The following is a 17,710-nucleotide window of genomic DNA, read 5'->3' on the forward strand; positions in this document are numbered from 1 at the left end:
TTTTCCTCCCTCGGTTGAATACCTCCATTTTTATGGCAATGACTAATAGCATCAATTTCATCATTTCTGTTAAATTGATAAGTAAATTTATATCAATACAGGGAGACGTCTCGTGCAGTTTCGTCAGATGCGCCACTTCATTGTCGTTGCCGAAGAGCTCCACATGCACCGGGCCGCCGAGCGTCTGAACATCGCCCAACCGGCGCTGAGCCAGCAGATAAAGGCGCTGGAAGAACGTTTAGGCGTCACGCTTTTCAGCCGGGCGAACCGCCGCTTAACCCTGACGCCCGCGGGCGAAGCGTTTCTGGTCAAAGCCCGGCTTGCCATCTCGTTGACCGAGCAGGCGGTGCTGGATGCCAGACAAACGGCACGGGGCGAGCAGGGGGAGTTAAACCTGGGGTGCGTGTCGAGTGCGATGTTTGACGGCAGGCTACCCGCCGCGCTGCGCCAGATGCACAGCCGCTGGCCGGCCATTACCATGTCCCTGATGACGGGAAATGTGCAGACGCTCTACGCCGCCGTGCAGAGCAACCAGCTGGACGTGGCCATCATCCGCGCGCCGCTGCCGTCGCTGCCTGACGATCTGCAAAGCCGGCCGTTCACCTCGGAGAAAACGGTGCTGGCGCTCTCTCGTCAGCATCCGCTCGCCGGATCGTCCGCGCTGACGCTTTCGTCGGTGAAGGACGAAAAATGGATCTCGCTGCGCGATCCGGAGGGAATGGGGCTGGAGCAGTACTTCTATGACGCCTGCAGCGGGGCGGGCTTTCAGCCGGACGTGGTGCAAAATGCGACCGACGTGCCCACGGTGATAAGCCTTGTTGCGGCCGGATTTGGGCTGGCGCTGCTGCCCGCGTCGGCAAAGGCGGTGAGCGTCGAGAATGTCGTTTACGTGGACATCCTCGACCGGCTGCGGGAGAGCGAACTCACCCTGGTTTGCCACCGGATTATTCGTTCAGAAGTGCTTAAAAAGTTTCTGGTCACGCTGGATCACACCTGACGTCCGGCGGCCCGCAGCAGCTGCCCGCGCAGCCAGGCGTTCGCTGGATCCTGGCTGTTTTTCGGGTGCCAGTACATGTTGATGGTAATCGGCTGGAGCGGCAGCGGCGGTGGGAAAATATCCAGTATGCTGGCAAACTGCTTCAGCATCCGTTCCGGCAGGGTACATACCAGGTCGGTACCGGCAACCAGCGCAGGCGCCATAGCGTAGCTCTGGGTGGACATGGCAACGTGTCGCTGATAGCCCAGCCCGGCGAGGGTTTGGTCAACAAAGCCGGTAAACGGATCCCCCGCCGACGACACCACCAGATGCGAAAGCGCGCAGTAGCTATCCAGATCTAACGGACCCGTTCCTCGCGGATGGCCTTTGCGCTGGGCGGTGGCAAACGCGTCGTCGAGAAGTTTGCGCCTCACCCATCCGTCATGGGCTCCCGCGCTCACGCCGATGTAGATATCCACATTACCGTTTTCCAGCTGCTGCGGCAGGTCTACCATCTCCGGCAGGGCGAAGCGCAGGCGGATGCCGGGGGCATCGGTACTCACCTGGTTAAGCAGCGCGGTGCCGAGCATCAGCGCCGGGTTTTCATGCAGCGCGATAACAAATGTCCGGCTGCTGGTTTGCGCCTCAAACGTGGTGGGGGCGAACATCGCGCGGATGCCGCGTAGCACGCTTTCAACCTGTGGCCTCAACGCCTCCGCTCTCGGTGTGGGTAATACCCCACGTCCGTGTGGGGAGGGAATAAACAGCGGCTCGCCAAACAGCGTGCGCAGACGCGCCAGACGGGCAGAGAGCGCGGGCTGGCTGATGCCCAGCCGCGCGGCCGCATGAGTGATGTTCCTGTCCTGAAGCAGGGCGTCCAGCGCCAGGAGCAGGTCGATGTCCATGTCAGATATACGCGACATCACTCTATTTCGCGCCGCTGGCGTCCCGGTTGGTATAGGTGACAGGGACCCAGGCATAGCCGCCTTTCTCACCTTTCGTCACATAGCCGATGCCCGGGAAAGGCAGATGGGGCGCGGCAATAAGGTCTTTATTTTTCACAAAGTCAGCGAACGCATGCTCGCGTACGCTTGCCGCTTTGTTCTCATCTTCATCGTAGGTGATGGTCACCGCTGGCTGCGGGAACTGGACCGCCGCTGCGTGAATGATGTCGCCGACAAAGGTGATTTTCTCGCCTTTACTTGTCAGCGTGTAGAAGGCCGATCCCGGCGTATGTCCGGGGTGAACCGTGCCGGTCAGCCCCGGAAGAATCTCCGATGTGCCGCTAAACGGCACCACTTTACCCGCGTCAAGATAGGGTTTTAAGGTCTTCTGTGCGACGTCGAAGTAGTTCTTGCCGTAGCCGGTTTTCTTCTGATTGTCGTCGTTAAAGAAAAAGTCGACGTCCGGTTTGCCAACGAAAACGCGCGCGTTGCTGAACACCAGCTTGCCGTCTTTCACCAGGCCGCCCGCGTGGTCGGAATGGGCGTGGGTCAGCAAGACTTCAGTAATGTCCTCGGGTTTGATTCCCTGGGTGGCGAGGCTCTCAATCAGACGTCCGCCGTTGCCAGAGCCAAAGAGCTGGCCGGAACCGGTATCCACCAGGATTTTGTGTCCGGGCATCGCAATCAGGAAGGCGTTGATGGACACTTCCGCCGGGTTGGTCTGAAAGTTTTTCGCGAGCAGTGCATCAATGTTTTGCGGCGTTGTCCGGCGCAGTAGCTTGTGCAGATCCTGCGCAACGGTCCCGTCCGTAAACGACGTTACCAGAACGTCGCCGACCCGCACGCTGTAACCGCCCGCCGGTTGTTTAACGACGTGCTGCGGCGTTTCTGCCGAGGCCTGCAGCGCAGGGTAGAACAGCAATGAACTGGAAATCAGCGTGGAAAGAGCAAGTTTTTTCACGGTAAGCATACGAGTCTCCTTTGAAAGTGCTCATCTTACTGCTCCGTAAAATTATAAGAAGCTGCTCAGAAATGATAGGACCTATAAACGAGATAAATAGCACAGCGCAACAGCCGGGTGGTGGTGAAGCCTTTCCCGGCCCGTAAAGCGTTATTTTTTCAGCGGTGCGTTCCAGCTATCCAGCGTGGCCCTGGACCAGGCACCATAAGCGGCATTTGGGAGCACAATCCAGTCGTTGCCGAAGTGTTCGGCGCTGGCTTCAACCAGCTCACGCTGCTGCTCGCTCGGTTTTTTGTTTTTGAACTGTACGGCGAAGTCCGGCAGGCTGTCGCCGAACAGCATCACGATCTGCTGCTTTTTGAGGATGCTCTGACGGCGCTCTTCCTTGCTGACCGTATCCAGCAGCACGCTTTCGTCAGACACCTGCGGCAGGCCGAGAGCGTTTAACGTCTTCAGCGTGTCGGCTTTGTTTTCCTGCATACGGTCCGAAACATAATAGATGCGGACCTTGCTTTGATTCACATGGTCAAGAAACGCCTTCGCTCCCGGAATTAAGCCGGGTTTTCCCTGTTTTTCCCAGTCGCTCCAGGTATCCCATTTCGTATAGTCGTGACACTGCGCCATGTCGCGCACCAGCAGAGGGGTGTTATCCAGCACCGTTTCATCCAGGTCCATCACCACGGCGTAATTTTCAGGTGTTTTCAGATCTTTTATTTTTTCGTTGAAACGCTCGGTGGCAAACCGATACGTCTGCAGCTGAAGGGCCAGAATCTCTGCCGATTTCTGCTGATAGCGCAGCGCCATTTCGTACGCTTTGGGTTCACATAGCTCGCGCTCAGCGGCCGTCGCCGCTGCACTCAAAACGGGTAATGCCAGCAGTAATGCCTTAGCCATTGAATTCACACTTCTTTCCTCAACACCGTAGTTAAAATCCCGAAAGCGTAATGAAGTTCAATGACAGAAATATGAAGGCAGCGTCGCTACACCAGCATGTAATACCAGAACAGGGCGACCTCGTCTTTTTCCGGTAAGGCGTTGTAGAGATACCGATCGTACCCGCCCAGGGTGAACCCGTAGTTACGGTAAAACAGACAGGCGGAGACGTTCACATTTTGTGTTTCAAGCCGTAATCCCGGCGCGTTTACGCTGCGGGCCCACACGTGCGCGGCAGCCATTAATTTTTGCGCGGCGCCGGTTCTGCGTCTGGTGCGATCAACGGCAATATAATCCACTGAAATAAATTTATTCCAGCCGATTGACGCGGTAATAAATCCGGCTAATTCACCGTCATCGGTTTCCGCAACAAGAAATATGGCGTCCGGATTAACGCAATGGTTTTCAAGCGTTTGGATGTCGAGTTCGTAGGTTTTTATCCAGGGCTCGGCGACGGCTTCGATATGCAAATCACAATGGATAAACGGCTCTCGCGCAATGTGGCTAATGGTGAAAGAAAAGTCACAACATTCAAGACGGACGAGGTCCGTATTTAATCCTTTTCGAATCTGCATAGTATTCCCGATAGTGAGTTATTTCATAAAGAATAGACGACGCGGTTAAATCCGCTGAGCTCACGCACTTGAGATCCTGAACTAAGCTTGTACTTCGTTCCGCGTAAAATGTGGGTCATTCGAGGACAATGAATGGAATTCAGGACATTTCAAAAGCAGTGGGGTGCTGAGTTTATTTCCGATGACGTGGTACGTTTTCGCGTCTGGGCAGAAGGACAGAAAGAACTTACGCTACGTCTGGCCGCCACCGACGTGCCGATGACAGCAACCGGCAACGGCTGGTTTCAGGCGGACGTCCCCGGCGTTACGCACGGTGCAGAGTATCAGTTTGTCCTGCAGGACGGCATGACGGTACCCGACCCGGCATCGCGCGCGCAAAAGGGCGACGTTAACGGGCCATCGGTTGTTATCAATCCCCGACGCTATCAGCCGGTTAACCGGGACTGGGCAGGGCGGCCGTGGGAAGAGACGGTCATTTACGAGCTGCACGTCGGCACCTTTACCCCGGAGGGCACCTTCCGGGCGGCCATCGACAAGCTGCCCTATCTGGCGGAGCTCGGTATCACCCAGCTTGAAGTGATGCCCGTTTCCCAGTTTGGCGGAACCCGCGGCTGGGGCTACGACGGCGTGCTGCTGTATGCCCCGCACGCTGCCTACGGCACGCCGGAGGATTTTCACGCGTTTATCGACGCCGCGCACGGGCTGGGGCTTTCCGTGGTGCTGGATATCGTGCTCAACCACTTCGGCCCGGAGGGGAACTATCTCCCTCTGCTATCGCCCGCGTTTTTTGATGCGGATCGAACGACGCCGTGGGGCAACGGCATCGCTTACGAGCGCGAGCCGGTGAGGCAGTACATCACCGATGCACCGCTCTACTGGCTGACGGAATACCGTCTGGACGGCCTGCGCTTTGATGCCATCGACCAGATTAAAGACAGCTCCGGGACGCACATTCTGGAGGAGATTGCCGCGAAGATCCGCGAGGCGATCCCGCACCGTCACGTTCACCTGACCACGGAAGACAGCCGCAACGTGATTTTCCTGCATCCGCGCGATGAACAGGGCAACACGCCGCTGTTCACCGCCGAGTGGAATGATGACTTCCACAACGCTGCCCACGTGTTTGCCACCGGCGAAACGCACGCCTACTACCAGGATTTTGCGTGTGAGCCGGAGAAAAAGTTCGCCCGTGCGCTGGCGGAAGGGTTTGTCTACCAGGGCGAGATTTCGCTGCAAACCGGGGAATCTCGCGGGGTGGAGTGCCGTACCCAGCCGCCGCAGTTCTTCGTCGATTTCATTCAAAATCACGATCAGACCGGGAATCGCGCCCAGGGGGAGCGTCTTATCACCCTCGCGGGGGCCGACAGGACGCGGGTGCTGCTTGCCGCGCTGCTGCTTTCTCCCCATATCCCGCTGCTGTTTATGGGCGAGGAGTTCGGTGAAACGCATCCGTTCCTGTTCTTCACCGATTTTCACGGCGACCTGGCAAAAGCGGTGCGGGAAGGGCGCGCGAAAGAGTTTACCGGCCACGCCGGGCACGATGAAGCCGTCCCGGACCCGAACGACGTTAACACCTTCGTTCGCTCAAAGCTCGACTGGCATAAGATTGCTACCGACGAAGGGAAAACGTGGCTGCGCTTCACCCGCCACCTGCTGACGTTGCGCCATCGCTATATCGTTCCGCTTCTGCATCAGGGCGGCATCGTTGAAGGCAAGGCGGTCGAGACCGCGCCCGGCATGGTGGCGGTGAGCTGGCGCTTCCCGTCCGGGACGCTCTCTCTGGCGCTCAATATCGGCCCTAAGCCTGTCGACGTGCCCGCGCTCGCAGGGGAGACGCGCTTCGCCTGGCCGGAGGTAAACGACGTTTTGCCGCCGAACAGTATTGTCGTTCGCTTTGCTGATGGAGACGCATCGTTATGATCCCTTCCGCCACGTACCGTATTCAGTTCCGCAACGGCATGACGTTTGACCGCGCTGTCGAGCTGGTGCCGTATCTGAAAGACCTCGGCATCAGCCACCTCTACGCCTCACCCGTGTTTACCGCCACAACGGGTTCCACCCACGGCTACGACGTGACTAACCCGAATGAAATTGACCCCGCGATTGGCGGTCGGGAAGGGTTTGACCGCATGGCCGCGGCGCTCAGGCAGGCCGGCATGGGGCTGATTCTGGATATTGTCCCGAACCATATGTCCACCTCGCTGGAAAACGCCTGGTGGCGGGACGTGATTGAATACGGCCAGCAGAGCCGCTATTTCCGCTATTTCGATATCGACGCGTCGCGCCCGCTTACGCTGCCATTTCTCGGCGACACCTTTGAGGCGGAGCTGGAGAAGGGTGCCATCACGTTAAAACGTGACCCTGTCACGAATAAAGCCTCTCTGGTCTATTACGACACGGCGTACCCGCTTAATCCGGGCACGTACAGCGAGGATAAAAGCATCGCCGAACTTCATGAGGCGCAGAGCTGGCGGCTGATGTCCTGGCGGGAAGCGCCGAAGCAGCTCTCATGGCGGCGCTTCTTCGAGATCACCGGTCTTGTAGGCGTACGGGTTGAAGACGAGGCGGTCTTCGACGATACGCACCGTCTCATTCTTGAGCTGGTTCACGCGGGCGTGGTTGACGGCCTGCGCATTGACCATATTGACGGCCTGGCCGATCCGCTGGGTTATTTGCAGAAGCTGCGGCAGACAGCTGGACCTGACTGTTACATCACGGTCGAAAAAATTCTCGCGAAGGGAGAACAGCTCCCCACCGACTGGCCGGTTTCCGGCACCACCGGCTACGAGTTTATCGCCTCGCTGGCGGAGGTGCTGGTCGATGACGATAACCTCTCGCGCCTGGAGACAATCCACGACGAGACGCTGGGCGTCACGGTCGATCGCCACGCCGAACTGCGCGATGCCAAGGGTCTGATGACCGATCGTAATTTTGAGGGCGAGTTCACCACGCTGCTAAACCTTGCGTACGATCTGGCCCGCCGCAATGACGTTGCGCTGCCCCGCGAGGAGATCCGCCACGCGCTGCGCGAGTTGCTTATCGCTTTTCCGGTGTACCGCACCTACGGCACTCGCGAGGGATTAACCCCGCCTGACGTGGCGCTACTTAACCGCGTAGTCGCCAGCGTGGAGACGTCCGAAGCAGCCCTGAGCCTGATTGTGCGTATTCTTACCGGCGATCTGCCGGAAGATTGCCGCGACTGCGCCGCGCTTTTCAGAACCCGCTTCCAGCAGCTGACCGGGCCGCTGATGGCGAAGTCGGTGGAAGATACGCTGTTTTTCCGTCTGAACCTTGAGCTTGCGCTCAATGAAGTGGGCGCTGACCCGACACCGCGCGCGTTCTCGTTATCCCGCTTTCACCAGGAGATGCGCATTCGTCTCGCCCGTCAGCCCGACGCGCTGCTGGGCACCTCCACGCACGATACCAAGCGCGGAGAAGACGCCCGGGCGCGGCTCTACACCCTGACGGAGGCGCCGGAACGCTGGGGCGAAAATCTCGCCCGCTGGCGGCAGATGAACCAGACCCAGGTGCGTTTTCTCAACGACGGCACCGCGCCGAACGCCGCCGATACCTGGATGATCTATCAGGCGCTGGCGGGCGTCTGGCCCGCCACGCTGTCGCCTGACGATGCCGAAGGGCTTGCATCGCTGGAGACGCGTTTCCTCGGCTTCCTTGAGAAAGCGCTTCGCGAGGCGAAGCAGCGCACCGACTGGATCGACAGCAACGAGAGCTATGAGAGCGTGGTGCTGAGCTATGCGCGGCATCTGCTTTCCCCGGATAACGCCCCGTTCCTACACGATTTCAGCGAGGCGATGCAGCCCTTTATCCGCGCCGGGCTGATGAACAGCCTCAGCCAGACGGTCATCAAGCTGACGGCGCCCGGCGTGCCGGATATCTATCAGGGCAGCGAGGCGCTCAACTTTAGCCTCGTCGACCCGGATAACCGGCGGGAGCCGGACTTCAACGCGCTGGTGCAAAACCTCAGCGCGGCGGATGCTTCAGTGTTTGAACACCCGGCGTGCTGGCGGGACGGCAGGGTAAAGCAGTTTGTCACCGCCACGCTGCTGCGGCTTCGACCGCATTACGACGCGCTTTTCCGCTACGGCGACTGGCTGCCGCTCAAGGTTTCCGGCGAGCGCGAGGAGAACCTGATTGTCTATGCGCGCGTTAAAGACGAGGAGGCGCTGATCGTTGCCGTGCCGCGTCTGGTTTTTGGCATCACCGATAATCATCAGCTGTGGGTCAATACCACGGTAGCGATACCCGACGAACTGGCCGGGAAGCGCTATCGGGATCTGTTCAGCGGTGAAAGCCGCATTCTGCAAGAGACGCTGGATTTAACGTCAGAAAAGGGATGTGTACTGGTTCTGCTTACCTGCGAATAATCGTGGAGAACGAAAATGGCAAAGGAAACTACGTTTGAAATTCGGGCCGGTCATGGCCAGCAGTTGGGGGCGAATTATGACGGGAAGGGCGTTAACTTCGCGCTGTTCTCCGCGCACGCGGAGCGGGTGGAGCTCTGTCTGTTTGACCCGTCCGGGAAAACAGAAATCGCCCGGCTGGAACTGCCGGAGTATACCCATGAGGTCTGGCACGGCTATGTGCCTGACCTGAAACCCGGTGCGCTGTACGGCTATCGCGTCTACGGCCCCTACGATCCGGAAAACGGTCACCGCTTTAACCCGCATAAGCTGCTTATTGACCCGTATGCCCGTGAACTGGTGGGCGATATCGACTGGAACGACGCCCATTTCGGCTATGAGCTGGGGCATGACGAACTGGATCTTAGCTTCGATACGCGGGACAGCGCGCCGTTTACGCCGAAATGCAAGGTTATCGACCCGAACGCTTTTGACTGGCAGGACAATAACCGGCCAAACGTGCCCTGGCCACATACCGTCGTCTATGAGAGCCACGTGAAGGGCTTTACCCAGATGAACCCGGCCATCCCGCCCGAGCTGCGCGGGACCTTCGAGGGGATGGGACACAAAGCCTCGGTCGACTACATCAAGAGTCTGGGCATTACCTCGGTGGAGCTGCTGCCCGTTCACTGGTTCCCGGACGACCAGCATCTGCTCGACCGTGGCCTGAAGAACTTCTGGGGCTATAACACGCTCGGCTTTTTTGCTCCGGCGTCGCGCTACTACGGCCCGGCGGGGATCCAGGGCTTTCGCGACATGGTGCGCGCCTATCATGACGCGGGCATCGAGGTGATTCTGGACGTGGTCTACAACCACACGGCGGAAGGTAACGAGCTGGGGCCATCGCTTTCATTCAAGGGCATTGATAACTACAGCTACTACCGCACGCTGCCGGACCAGCACCGGTATTACATTAACGATACCGGGACGGGGAACACGGTGAATACCTCGCACCCGCGCGTGCTGCAGATGGTGATGGATTCCTTGCGCTACTGGGCCGAATCCATGCACATTGACGGTTTTCGTTTCGACCTGGGGACGATTCTGGGCCGCGAGCCTGAGGGGTTCGATCCGCGCGGGGGCTTTTTCGACGCCGTTACCCAGGATCCGGTGCTCTCTAAGCTCAAGCTGATTGGCGAGCCCTGGGATATTGGCCCCGGCGGTTATCAGGTCGGTGGCTTCCCGCCAGGCTGGGGAGAGTGGAACGACAAATACCGCGATACCGTGCGCGAGTACTGGAAGGGGGACAACGTCTCGACGGACTTTGCCGCGCGTCTGCTCGGTTCCGGCGATCTGTACGATCTGCGCGGCCGTCGCCCGTGGGCCAGCGTCAACTTTATCACCGCCCACGACGGCTTTACGCTGAATGACCTGGTGTCTTACAACGAGAAGCACAACGCCGACAACGGTGAGGACAATAACGACGGGCATAACGATAACCGTTCGTACAACTATGGCGAAGAAGGGCCGACGGAGAACCCGGACATTATCGCCACCCGCGAACGGCAGAAGCGTAATTTCCTGACCACGCTGCTTTTCTCCCACGGTACGCCGATGCTGCTGGCGGGGGACGAGTTTGGCCGCACGCAGAAGGGTAACAACAACGGCTACTGCCAGGACAGCGAGATCTCATGGATCGACTGGAAGGGGCTGTCCGAAAACGACGCGGCGCTGCGCGAGTTCACCCGCCGGCTCATTGCCCTGCGCGCGCAGCAGCCGCTGCTGCGTCGTGAGAGCTGGCGCGACGGGCTGGAGATCCGCTGGTTCAATGCCGGAGGCGGTCCGCAGCAGGCCGAGCAGTGGGATGAAGGCTCAACGCTCGGGGTCTCCATCAGCAGGCCGGATCTTCAGCAGGAGGACGGCATCTGGCACGACGTGCTGATGCTGTTCAATCCGTTTGAAGGCACCGTGCCGTTCCAGATCCCGCAGTTTGGCGAAGGGGGATGGGTGCTGGAGCTTTCTACGGCGGATGACGCTGCCGCCGGGACAGCGTTCACCGAAACCGTAGAGTACGAACTGGCCGGACGCAGCATTACCCTGTTCAGACGTCCGTAATTCAGAGTGATGCCGCCGCGCGGGCGGCGGTGTCATACAGGGAGGAGATCGCGCGTAGCAGTTGCGCGGTTTCGCCGATGGATTTCCCGGAAATGCCGCTCTCCGCATGAATGGCGATCAGACACGCTTCGCGCACGTCCCGGTACTTCATGCACAACGCTTTCCCTTCCTCCGTGGTGGAGAAAAAAAGCTCTTTACCCGCTTTCTCGCTCGTCACATAGCCCGCTTTGACCAGCTTTTTCAGGGCATAGGTCACTACATGCGTATCTTCCACGTTGAGAACAAAGCAGATATCGGCCAGCTTTTTCTTGCGGTCGCGATGGTTCACGTGATGCAGCAGCGAGACGTCAAAAGCGCCCATATCCGGTTCGCCAGCTGCGGCCATGCAGCGCACCATCCACTTGTTAAACGCGTTGCCGGTCATGATCAGCGCGTACTCCAGCTCTGACAGTTCCGCGCAGCGCTCCGACACCAGATGGCGGGAGGAGACGATCCGGCCATCGTTGATATCGTTGCAATCGGGTGAAGCACTCTTTTTCGAGGTCATAACGTTCCTTAGCCAGAAATGTAAACTCGTCGATAAAATAAGAACATTTTATTGATAATTTGTTTACATGTTTTTGAGGTTCAGATATAGCTTTTTAGCGCAGGTTTTGTGAAGCCTGACGAAAAACACAACATCGCTCGCCGCAAATTAAAAAAATAGCCGTCGGCGCGCAACGCTCACTTTCGATAGGGTAAACGTTATGGACGGTACTACGCTGTTGCCGCTGATCGGGATACCGATCGTGGTCATTGGTTTTGCACTGCGCTTCAACCCGCTGCTGGTCGTCGTGGTGGCGGGTCTGGCGACGGGCCTGCTGGTCGGGATGGATTTCGGGATGCTGCTGGAGACCTTTGGCGAGAAGTTCGTCAATAGCCGATCGCTGGCGACCTTCATCCTGATCCTGCCGGTAATTGGTCTGCTGGAATATTACGGGCTTAAAGAGCGCGCCCAGGCCTGGGTGGCGAAGATCGCCAGCGCCACCTCGGCGCGTATTCTGATGCTCTACTTCGTGGCGCGTGAAGGCACCGCCGCGCTGGGGCTGATGTCGCTGGGCGGCCATGCCCAGACGGTACGCCCGCTGCTGGCCCCGATGGCCGAAGGGGCAGCGCTGAACGAATACGGCGAACTGCCGCAGCACATTCGCGACAAAATCAAAGCCCATGCCGCGGCGTGCGACAACATCGCGGTCTTCTTTGGGGAAGATATCTTTATCGCCTTCGGTGCGGTGCTGCTGATTGACGCGTTTCTGAAGGAAAACGGTATCGAAGGGATCGAGCCGCTACATATCGGCCTGTGGGCCATTCCCACCGCCATTGCGGCATTGATTATTCATATGACGCGCCTGCTGCGCCTGGATGCCAGCATCCGCCGCGACGTCATGGCCTGGCGTGCAGAGCAGGGTACGCAGGGGGCCGCGCAATGATGACGCTTATCACCATTAATCGCGTGTATTACCTGATCGGCTTTGTTGTAATGCTGCTGGTTGTCATGACTCTGCGCGACCGCGCTAATCCGATGCGTTTTACCACCGCGCTGTTCTGGTTTTTATTCGGCGGTATCTTCCTGTTCGGTGACCTGATGGTTCAGGAGCTGGGCAAATCGCTGGCGTACCGGATCGTTGGCGGTTGCGTTATCGCTATCGCGCTGCTGGCGGGTTTTGGCCTGGTCGGGAAAGGCCACTATAAAATGGCCTCCGACGAGGAGCGCATTGCCTCGTCAAACCGCCTTAAAAACTGGCTGTTCCTGCCCGCGCTGATGATCCCGGTGGTGACGGTAATCGGGACGCTGTTCCTGAAGGGGGTGTCGATTGGCGGTGTTTACCTTCTCGACCAGAAACAGCTCACTCTGGCGGCGCTGTGCGTGGCCTGCGTTGCGGCGATCCTCACCGGCTGGTGGCTGACCAAAGGCACGCCGCTGCACGCCATTCGCCAGTCACGTCGTCTTGTCGATACCATCGGCTGGGCGGTGATCCTGCCGCAGATGCTGGCCATGCTCGGCGGCGTGTTCGTGGCGGCCAATACCGGTGATTCGGTGCAGAAGGTGGTGAGCCTGTTCGTGAACCCGGACAGCCGCTTCATGCTGGTGGTCATTTACTGCGTGGGGATGGCGCTGTTTACCATGATCATGGGTAACGCCTTTGCGGCCTTCCCGGTGCTGAGCGCGGGGATCGCCTTGCCGTTCCTGATCAACGTGCATCACGGCAACCCGGCGCCGCTGCTGGCGATCGGCATGTACGCGGGCTACTGCGGCACGCTGATGACGCCAATGGCCGCGAACTTCAATATCGTTCCCGCCGCGCTGCTGGAGCTGAAAGACAAATATCAGGTGATCAAGATCCAGATCCCGACCGCGTTAACCCTGCTGGTGGTGAACGTGTTCCTCATGTATTTCCTCGTGTTTCGCTAAGGAGCTGTTATGGAATTGACGCAACATCAGGCTGACGCGTTTGCCCGCATGCCTTTAACCTATTTGCGCCAGGAATACCCGAACCACATCATGCATCTGCTGAATGATGACGGTGACGTTCTGCCGCCTCGCGAGCTGCACCCGATTTTCTATGGCTGTTTCGACTGGCACTCGGCGGTGCACGGCTACTGGCTGCTGCTGCGCTGCGTGCGCCTCTATCCTGAGCTACCGTGTCGGAATGACATCGTCGCGCTTTTCGACGAGCACCTGACCTACGAGAACGTGGCGAAGGAGCTGGCCTATTTCACCGCGCCGTTCCGCGCCTCGTTTGAGCGGCCGTATGGCTACGGATGGCTGCTGGCGCTGGCCCAGGAGCTGAAACAATCGTCGCTGCCGCAGGCCGCAGGCTGGTACCAGACGCTGGAGCCGCTAACCCAGGATATTCGCAACCGGCTGGTGGATTACCTCAGCAAGCTAACCTATCCGATCCGCGTCGGAACGCACTACAACACGGCGTTTGCCCTCGCGCTGGGGCTGGACTACGCCCGAGCCGTGGAAGATAGCGCACTTGAGCAGGCGATTGTGACGGCGGCGGAGCGGTTTTATCTCGCCGACACGCGCTACCCGGCCCACTACGAGCCGGGTGGCGATGAGTACATCTCTGGTGCGCTGACGGAAGCGCTGCTGATGAGCAAGGTCGCAGAGAATTTCCCGGCCTGGTTTGACGCGTTTCTGCCGGATATCGGCTCCATTGCGGCGCTGATGAACCCGGCGGAAGTGAGCGACCGTACCGACCCGAAAATTGCCCATCTGGATGGGTTAAACCTCAGCCGCGCCTGGTGTATGAAGCATATCGCCAGGGCGCTTCCGGTAAACCACCCGGCCCAGCAGGCCTTGCGTGATGCCGTGGCAAAACACCTGGCGGCAAGCGTCGGGCACGTGGTGGGCAGCCACTACAGCGGCGGGCACTGGCTGGCGAGCTTTGCGCTACTGGCGCTGGAATAAACGAACGAGTCGTCTTTTTTGCCGGGTGGCAGCTTTGCCTTACCCGGCCGTTGTCCCGTACAAACGTAGCGCCGCCGGGCGATTCAGGCTGAAGCCCGAACCGCAGGGCGCAGCCTGCTCAGGCTAAACAAAACCGATCCCGTCGAGGCGATGACCGCGATCCACAGTGCCAGATGCACGGCCCGATCGTGGTCTGATCCGGTCGTCGCAAGCAGCACCCCCACCGCGGCGGCCCCCAGACATTGCCCGAACGTCCTGACGATAGACAACACCCCTGAGGCATAGCTGGCATATTCCCGCGCCACGTTAGCGAGCATCTCCCGGTTATTGGGGCTCTGGAAGCAGCCAAACCCAATCCCGCAAACCAGACTGCGCAGGCAGATATTCCATACGGACGGATTTTCCGGCAATGTCGCCAGCAGGACCAGCCCAACGATAAAAATCATCAGGCCGATAGTCGAGATCAGCGGCGCGGAAAGGGTATCTGCCCAGCGCCCCGCGTGCGGCGCGATCAGCACAATGCCAATTGGCCACGGGGTGAACAGCAGCGCCGAAACCACCGGGCTGTAGCCATACACGCTCTGAAACAGGAACGGCAGCGCGACAAAGGTGATGCCCTGGCTGACAAACGAGGCCAGCGAGGTCAGGGCGGCGAGGGTGAAGCGTCCGTTTCTGAACATAACGGGCGGCAGTATGGGACTGCGCGCGCACCGAATACGCCAGACGAAGGCGATAGCGCTGACCAGCGTGAGAAGGCCCCAGCCAGCGGCTGCCGGGTTAATGCCTTGCGTTATGTGCTGAAGGCTGTCGGCCAGCATGATTGCAGAACCTAACAGCACGGCGGAGAGCGCGGCGCCCGGCGCATCAAAGGGGGAGTGGTCAACGTCCGACTGGCGCGGCAATGCCCGCCATGCCAGCAACAGGGCAATACTGCCCGGAACAAGGTTAATGGCGAACAGCCACTGCCAGCTCAGCGCGTCCAGTATCGTCCCGCCCAGCACGGGGGCAATTGCCGTGCTGGCGGCGATAAGCAGGGCGTGCAGCCCCAGAATGCGCCCAAGCAGTCGCCCCGGAAAAACGGAACGCAGGATCGCCGGGGCGATACTCAGGGTAGCCGCGCCGCCGATTCCCTGCAGAATACGCATCCCGATCAGCATGTCGGGCGTGTTCGCCAGCGCGCAGCCGAGCGAGGTGAGCGTAAAGGTGGCAAGCCCGGCAAGAAAAACCGGTCGAAAGCCCACGCGCGCCGCCAGCGCCGCGAAGATGGCCAGCGTCATTGCGGCCGATAGTAGATAACCGTTGGCAAACCACACCGCAACGTTCGCGGGGACCTGCATCGCCCTTGCCATGGAGGGCAGCGCGATGTTGATCATGGTGCCGTCAAAGACGCCCATCAGCGTGGTGGTCATGACGGCGGCCATCACCCGGGCGCGTTCATGACCGGGTAAGCCTTCATCGCCGGGCTGGTTTGAAAAGAGCGTCATCGTCGTTACTCCGCATAAAAATAGTGATGACGAAACTATAATCATGGGGTATACAGGGCGGAAGACGCAGCGCTTGCACTTTATCGTTGCATATAACGCCTTATCAGAGGAGCCTTCGTGTCCGATCCTGACTTTAACCTTCTGGTTGCGCTCGACGTTCTGCTGGCCGAAGCCAGCGTGGCTGGCGCGGCGCGGCGCTTAAACCTGAGCACCTCCGCCATGAGCCGCACCCTGAGCAGGCTGCGGGAGGTGACAGGCGATCCTATCCTGGTGCGGGCTGGTCGGCAGATGGTGCTGACGCCCTGGGCCGAAGCCACCCGGGATCGGGCCAGAAGTGCCGTGCATGAGGCAAGGGCGGTACTGCAACCCTCCACGGAAACGCTGAATGTTGAGCGTATGGAGCGCCTGTTCACCATCCGAGCCAACGACGGCTTTGTGGTGGCGTTTGGGCCACTGCTCATTGCCGCAGTGGCGGCGGTGGCTCCCGACGTCTGCATTCGCTTTTCGCCGAAACCTGAGAAAACGTCGCGCTATCTGCGTGAGGGACTGGTTGACCTGGAGATCGGCGTGCAGAGCAATATGGGGCCTGAAATTCGTCTGCAACGGCTCTTTCAGGACCGGTTTGTGGGCGCGGTACGCCAGGGGCATCCGCTGGCCTCACTGTCGTCAGTCAGCCTTGAGGATTATGTCGCCTGGGGGCACGTGGTGGCCTCGCCCGACGGCTCGTTACACGGATTTGTCGATGAGGCGCTGGCGGAACGCGGGATGAAGCGCAAAATTGCCAGCGTGGTGCCAGGGTTCCCGACGGCGTTATCGGTGGCGATGGTCTCCGATCTCGTTGCCATGGTGCCGGCGCTCTATCTGCTCAATCAGCCGATGACCGAGCGCGTGCACGTCTTTGAACTGCCGTTTAAAACCCGGAGCATCACGGTGTCACAAATGTGGCATCCGCGCATGGAAAAGGACCCGGCGCATCGCTGGCTCAGAGAAAAGGTGCTGGAGGTGTGCCGCGCTGTACGCTGACGGCTCAGGCCACTTTTTTTCGGCATGGAGAGAATGAAGCGCGTCGATACCGCATCCGATTCCACGCGAACGTTCGTTCTAATTTTGTGATGTGCGTCAGGTTTTAGTGTTCAGTAATATTACCTTTTACTCGATGAGCGATTGCTTAATACCTCTCCGACAACAGGAGCAGCGGTAAATGCGTTTGGCCAGCCAGCGTAAAACGCGGCTTGGGTAACGATCTCCCCAGCTTCCTCAGCAGAAAGTCCATTATCCATCGCCCTGTTAAGGTGATAGCCAATCTGCGCACTCTGTCCGGATGCGATTAACGCGCTGACCGTAATCAGGCTTCTGTCGCGGGGTTTCAGCGCGGGTCTTTGCCAGAGATCCAGGAACAGGGGGTCAGCAGTAAATTTAACCAGGCCTGGAGATATTGGGCCTACATTTTTTTCCACTGTCTCTGAACGCTGCTTTTCTGCTTCCTGATTGAGAGGAAGCAGGTCCGGAGAAGCTTCAGGAAGTGCATCTGCCGTGACGCCACGAGTTTCAAATACTGCTTTGGTCACGCTGACGGCTGACATTGCATTTGGCCAACCTGAGTAGAACGCCAGATGGGTAATGATTTCTGACAATTCTGCTGGCGTAACGCCGCTAGCAACGATATTGACGTTATGGCAGACGGGATCCGTAACGGCCTGGGAATTGGACGTTTGTTTGAACCCATCTGGCAGTTACAGCCGGACAGGGAGCGCTTTATACCCGTGATGGAGAGCTACTGGAAAACCTACCCGCCAGTGTATCTCTATTACCCCAAAAACGCGGGCAAAACGAAAAGAGTGAAGGCCCTGATTGATTTTCTGATATCCGCTACGGGGCGATAAAGACGATAACGCATCGTCACG

Annotated in this window: 14 protein-coding genes and 2 pseudogenes; 9 read left to right on the forward strand and 7 right to left on the reverse strand. The window is 58.9% G+C overall.

Annotated features, from left to right (window positions below; translation table 11 throughout):
• The first annotated feature begins 112 nt into the window (after positions 1 to 112).
• The gene (locus tag ACMWL8_RS02680; RefSeq protein WP_041909939.1) at positions 113 to 997 is read left to right on the forward strand and encodes a LysR substrate-binding domain-containing protein; all 885 of its coding nucleotides are present in this window, start codon (positions 113 to 115) and stop codon (positions 995 to 997) included.
• Here the strand turns inward: ACMWL8_RS02680 and ACMWL8_RS02685 are convergent.
• From ACMWL8_RS02685 to ACMWL8_RS02700, 4 genes are all read right to left on the reverse strand, one after another.
• Positions 988 to 1,899 (reverse strand): LysR family transcriptional regulator, encoded by a 912-nt coding sequence (locus tag ACMWL8_RS02685; RefSeq protein ID WP_241276732.1) that lies wholly within the window; start codon positions 1,897 to 1,899, stop codon positions 988 to 990. The genes ACMWL8_RS02680 and ACMWL8_RS02685 overlap by 10 nt on opposite strands.
• Positions 1,900 to 1,903: 4 nt before the next feature.
• Positions 1,904 to 2,890: an MBL fold metallo-hydrolase gene (locus ACMWL8_RS02690; RefSeq protein ID WP_045260539.1), complete on the reverse strand. Its 987-nt coding sequence runs from the start codon at positions 2,888 to 2,890 to the stop codon at positions 1,904 to 1,906.
• 141 nt (positions 2,891 to 3,031) lie between these two features.
• Positions 3,032 to 3,775, reverse strand: a complete 744-nt coding sequence (locus ACMWL8_RS02695; protein ID WP_277611963.1) for a 5'-nucleotidase, lipoprotein e(P4) family — start codon at positions 3,773 to 3,775, stop codon at positions 3,032 to 3,034.
• A gap of 86 nt (positions 3,776 to 3,861) precedes the next feature.
• On the reverse strand, positions 3,862 to 4,389 hold the full coding sequence (locus ACMWL8_RS02700; protein WP_041909946.1) for a GNAT family N-acetyltransferase: 528 nt from the start codon (positions 4,387 to 4,389) through the stop codon (positions 3,862 to 3,864).
• 132 nt (positions 4,390 to 4,521) lie between these two features.
• On the opposite strand from ACMWL8_RS02700, the gene treZ reads away from it, so the two are divergent.
• The 3 genes from treZ to glgX are packed head-to-tail and all read left to right on the forward strand — an operon-like array spanning position 4,522 to position 10,865.
• Positions 4,522 to 6,309, forward strand: coding sequence for a malto-oligosyltrehalose trehalohydrolase (gene treZ / locus ACMWL8_RS02705; RefSeq protein ID WP_045260537.1), 1,788 nt, complete (start codon positions 4,522 to 4,524; stop codon positions 6,307 to 6,309).
• Complete coding sequence (treY, locus tag ACMWL8_RS02710; RefSeq protein WP_045260536.1) at positions 6,306 to 8,774, forward strand: malto-oligosyltrehalose synthase; 2,469 nt, start codon at positions 6,306 to 6,308, stop codon at positions 8,772 to 8,774. The genes treZ and treY overlap by 4 nt, the downstream gene beginning before the upstream one ends.
• A 15-nt stretch (positions 8,775 to 8,789) precedes the next feature.
• Positions 8,790 to 10,865: a glycogen debranching protein GlgX gene (gene glgX / locus ACMWL8_RS02715; RefSeq protein ID WP_045260535.1), complete on the forward strand. Its 2,076-nt coding sequence runs from the start codon at positions 8,790 to 8,792 to the stop codon at positions 10,863 to 10,865.
• Between the two features lies 1 nt (position 10,866).
• Here glgX and ACMWL8_RS02720 read toward each other — a convergent pair whose 3' ends face one another.
• Positions 10,867 to 11,412 carry a winged helix DNA-binding protein gene (locus tag ACMWL8_RS02720; RefSeq protein WP_041909953.1) on the reverse strand — a complete coding sequence of 182 codons (546 nt, stop codon included), beginning with the start codon at positions 11,410 to 11,412 and terminating at the stop codon, positions 10,867 to 10,869.
• Between the two features lie 199 nt (positions 11,413 to 11,611).
• Here ACMWL8_RS02720 and ACMWL8_RS02725 point away from each other — a divergent pair, with 199 nt between their 5' ends.
• From ACMWL8_RS02725 to ACMWL8_RS02735, 3 genes are read left to right on the forward strand one after another with little or no spacing between them, the layout of a single operon-like run.
• Positions 11,612 to 12,334: a DUF969 domain-containing protein gene (locus ACMWL8_RS02725; protein ID WP_028013182.1), complete on the forward strand. Its 723-nt coding sequence runs from the start codon at positions 11,612 to 11,614 to the stop codon at positions 12,332 to 12,334.
• Positions 12,331 to 13,317 carry a DUF979 domain-containing protein gene (locus ACMWL8_RS02730; RefSeq protein ID WP_045260534.1) on the forward strand — a complete coding sequence of 329 codons (987 nt, stop codon included), beginning with the start codon at positions 12,331 to 12,333 and terminating at the stop codon, positions 13,315 to 13,317. The genes ACMWL8_RS02725 and ACMWL8_RS02730 overlap by 4 nt, the downstream gene beginning before the upstream one ends.
• 9 nt (positions 13,318 to 13,326) lie before the next feature.
• On the forward strand, positions 13,327 to 14,322 hold the full coding sequence (locus tag ACMWL8_RS02735; protein WP_045260533.1) for a DUF2891 domain-containing protein: 996 nt from the start codon (positions 13,327 to 13,329) through the stop codon (positions 14,320 to 14,322).
• Between the two features lie 83 nt (positions 14,323 to 14,405).
• Here ACMWL8_RS02735 and ACMWL8_RS02740 read toward each other — a convergent pair whose 3' ends face one another.
• Positions 14,406 to 15,806: an MFS transporter gene (locus tag ACMWL8_RS02740; RefSeq protein ID WP_045260532.1), complete on the reverse strand. Its 1,401-nt coding sequence runs from the start codon at positions 15,804 to 15,806 to the stop codon at positions 14,406 to 14,408.
• A 117-nt stretch (positions 15,807 to 15,923) separates the two neighbouring features.
• Between ACMWL8_RS02740 and ACMWL8_RS02745 the strand changes: the two genes are divergently transcribed.
• On the forward strand, positions 15,924 to 16,829 hold the full coding sequence (locus tag ACMWL8_RS02745) for a LysR family transcriptional regulator (protein ID WP_045260531.1): 906 nt from the start codon (positions 15,924 to 15,926) through the stop codon (positions 16,827 to 16,829).
• Positions 16,830 to 16,948: 119 nt separating this feature from the next.
• On the opposite strand, the pseudogene ACMWL8_RS02750 reads toward ACMWL8_RS02745, so the two are convergent.
• A pseudogene (locus tag ACMWL8_RS02750) lies at positions 16,949 to 17,461 on the reverse strand (carboxymuconolactone decarboxylase family protein); the annotation flags it as partial.
• Here ACMWL8_RS02750 and ACMWL8_RS02755 point away from each other — a divergent pair.
• A pseudogene (locus ACMWL8_RS02755) lies at positions 17,462 to 17,689 on the forward strand (LysR family transcriptional regulator); the annotation flags it as partial.
• Between the last annotated feature and the right edge of the window lie 21 nt (positions 17,690 to 17,710).

The organism is Enterobacter sp. 04-C-12-SI-ECC, assembly GCF_047530715.1.
Classification (GTDB): Bacteria; Pseudomonadota; Gammaproteobacteria; order Enterobacterales; family Enterobacteriaceae; genus Enterobacter; species Enterobacter bugandensis.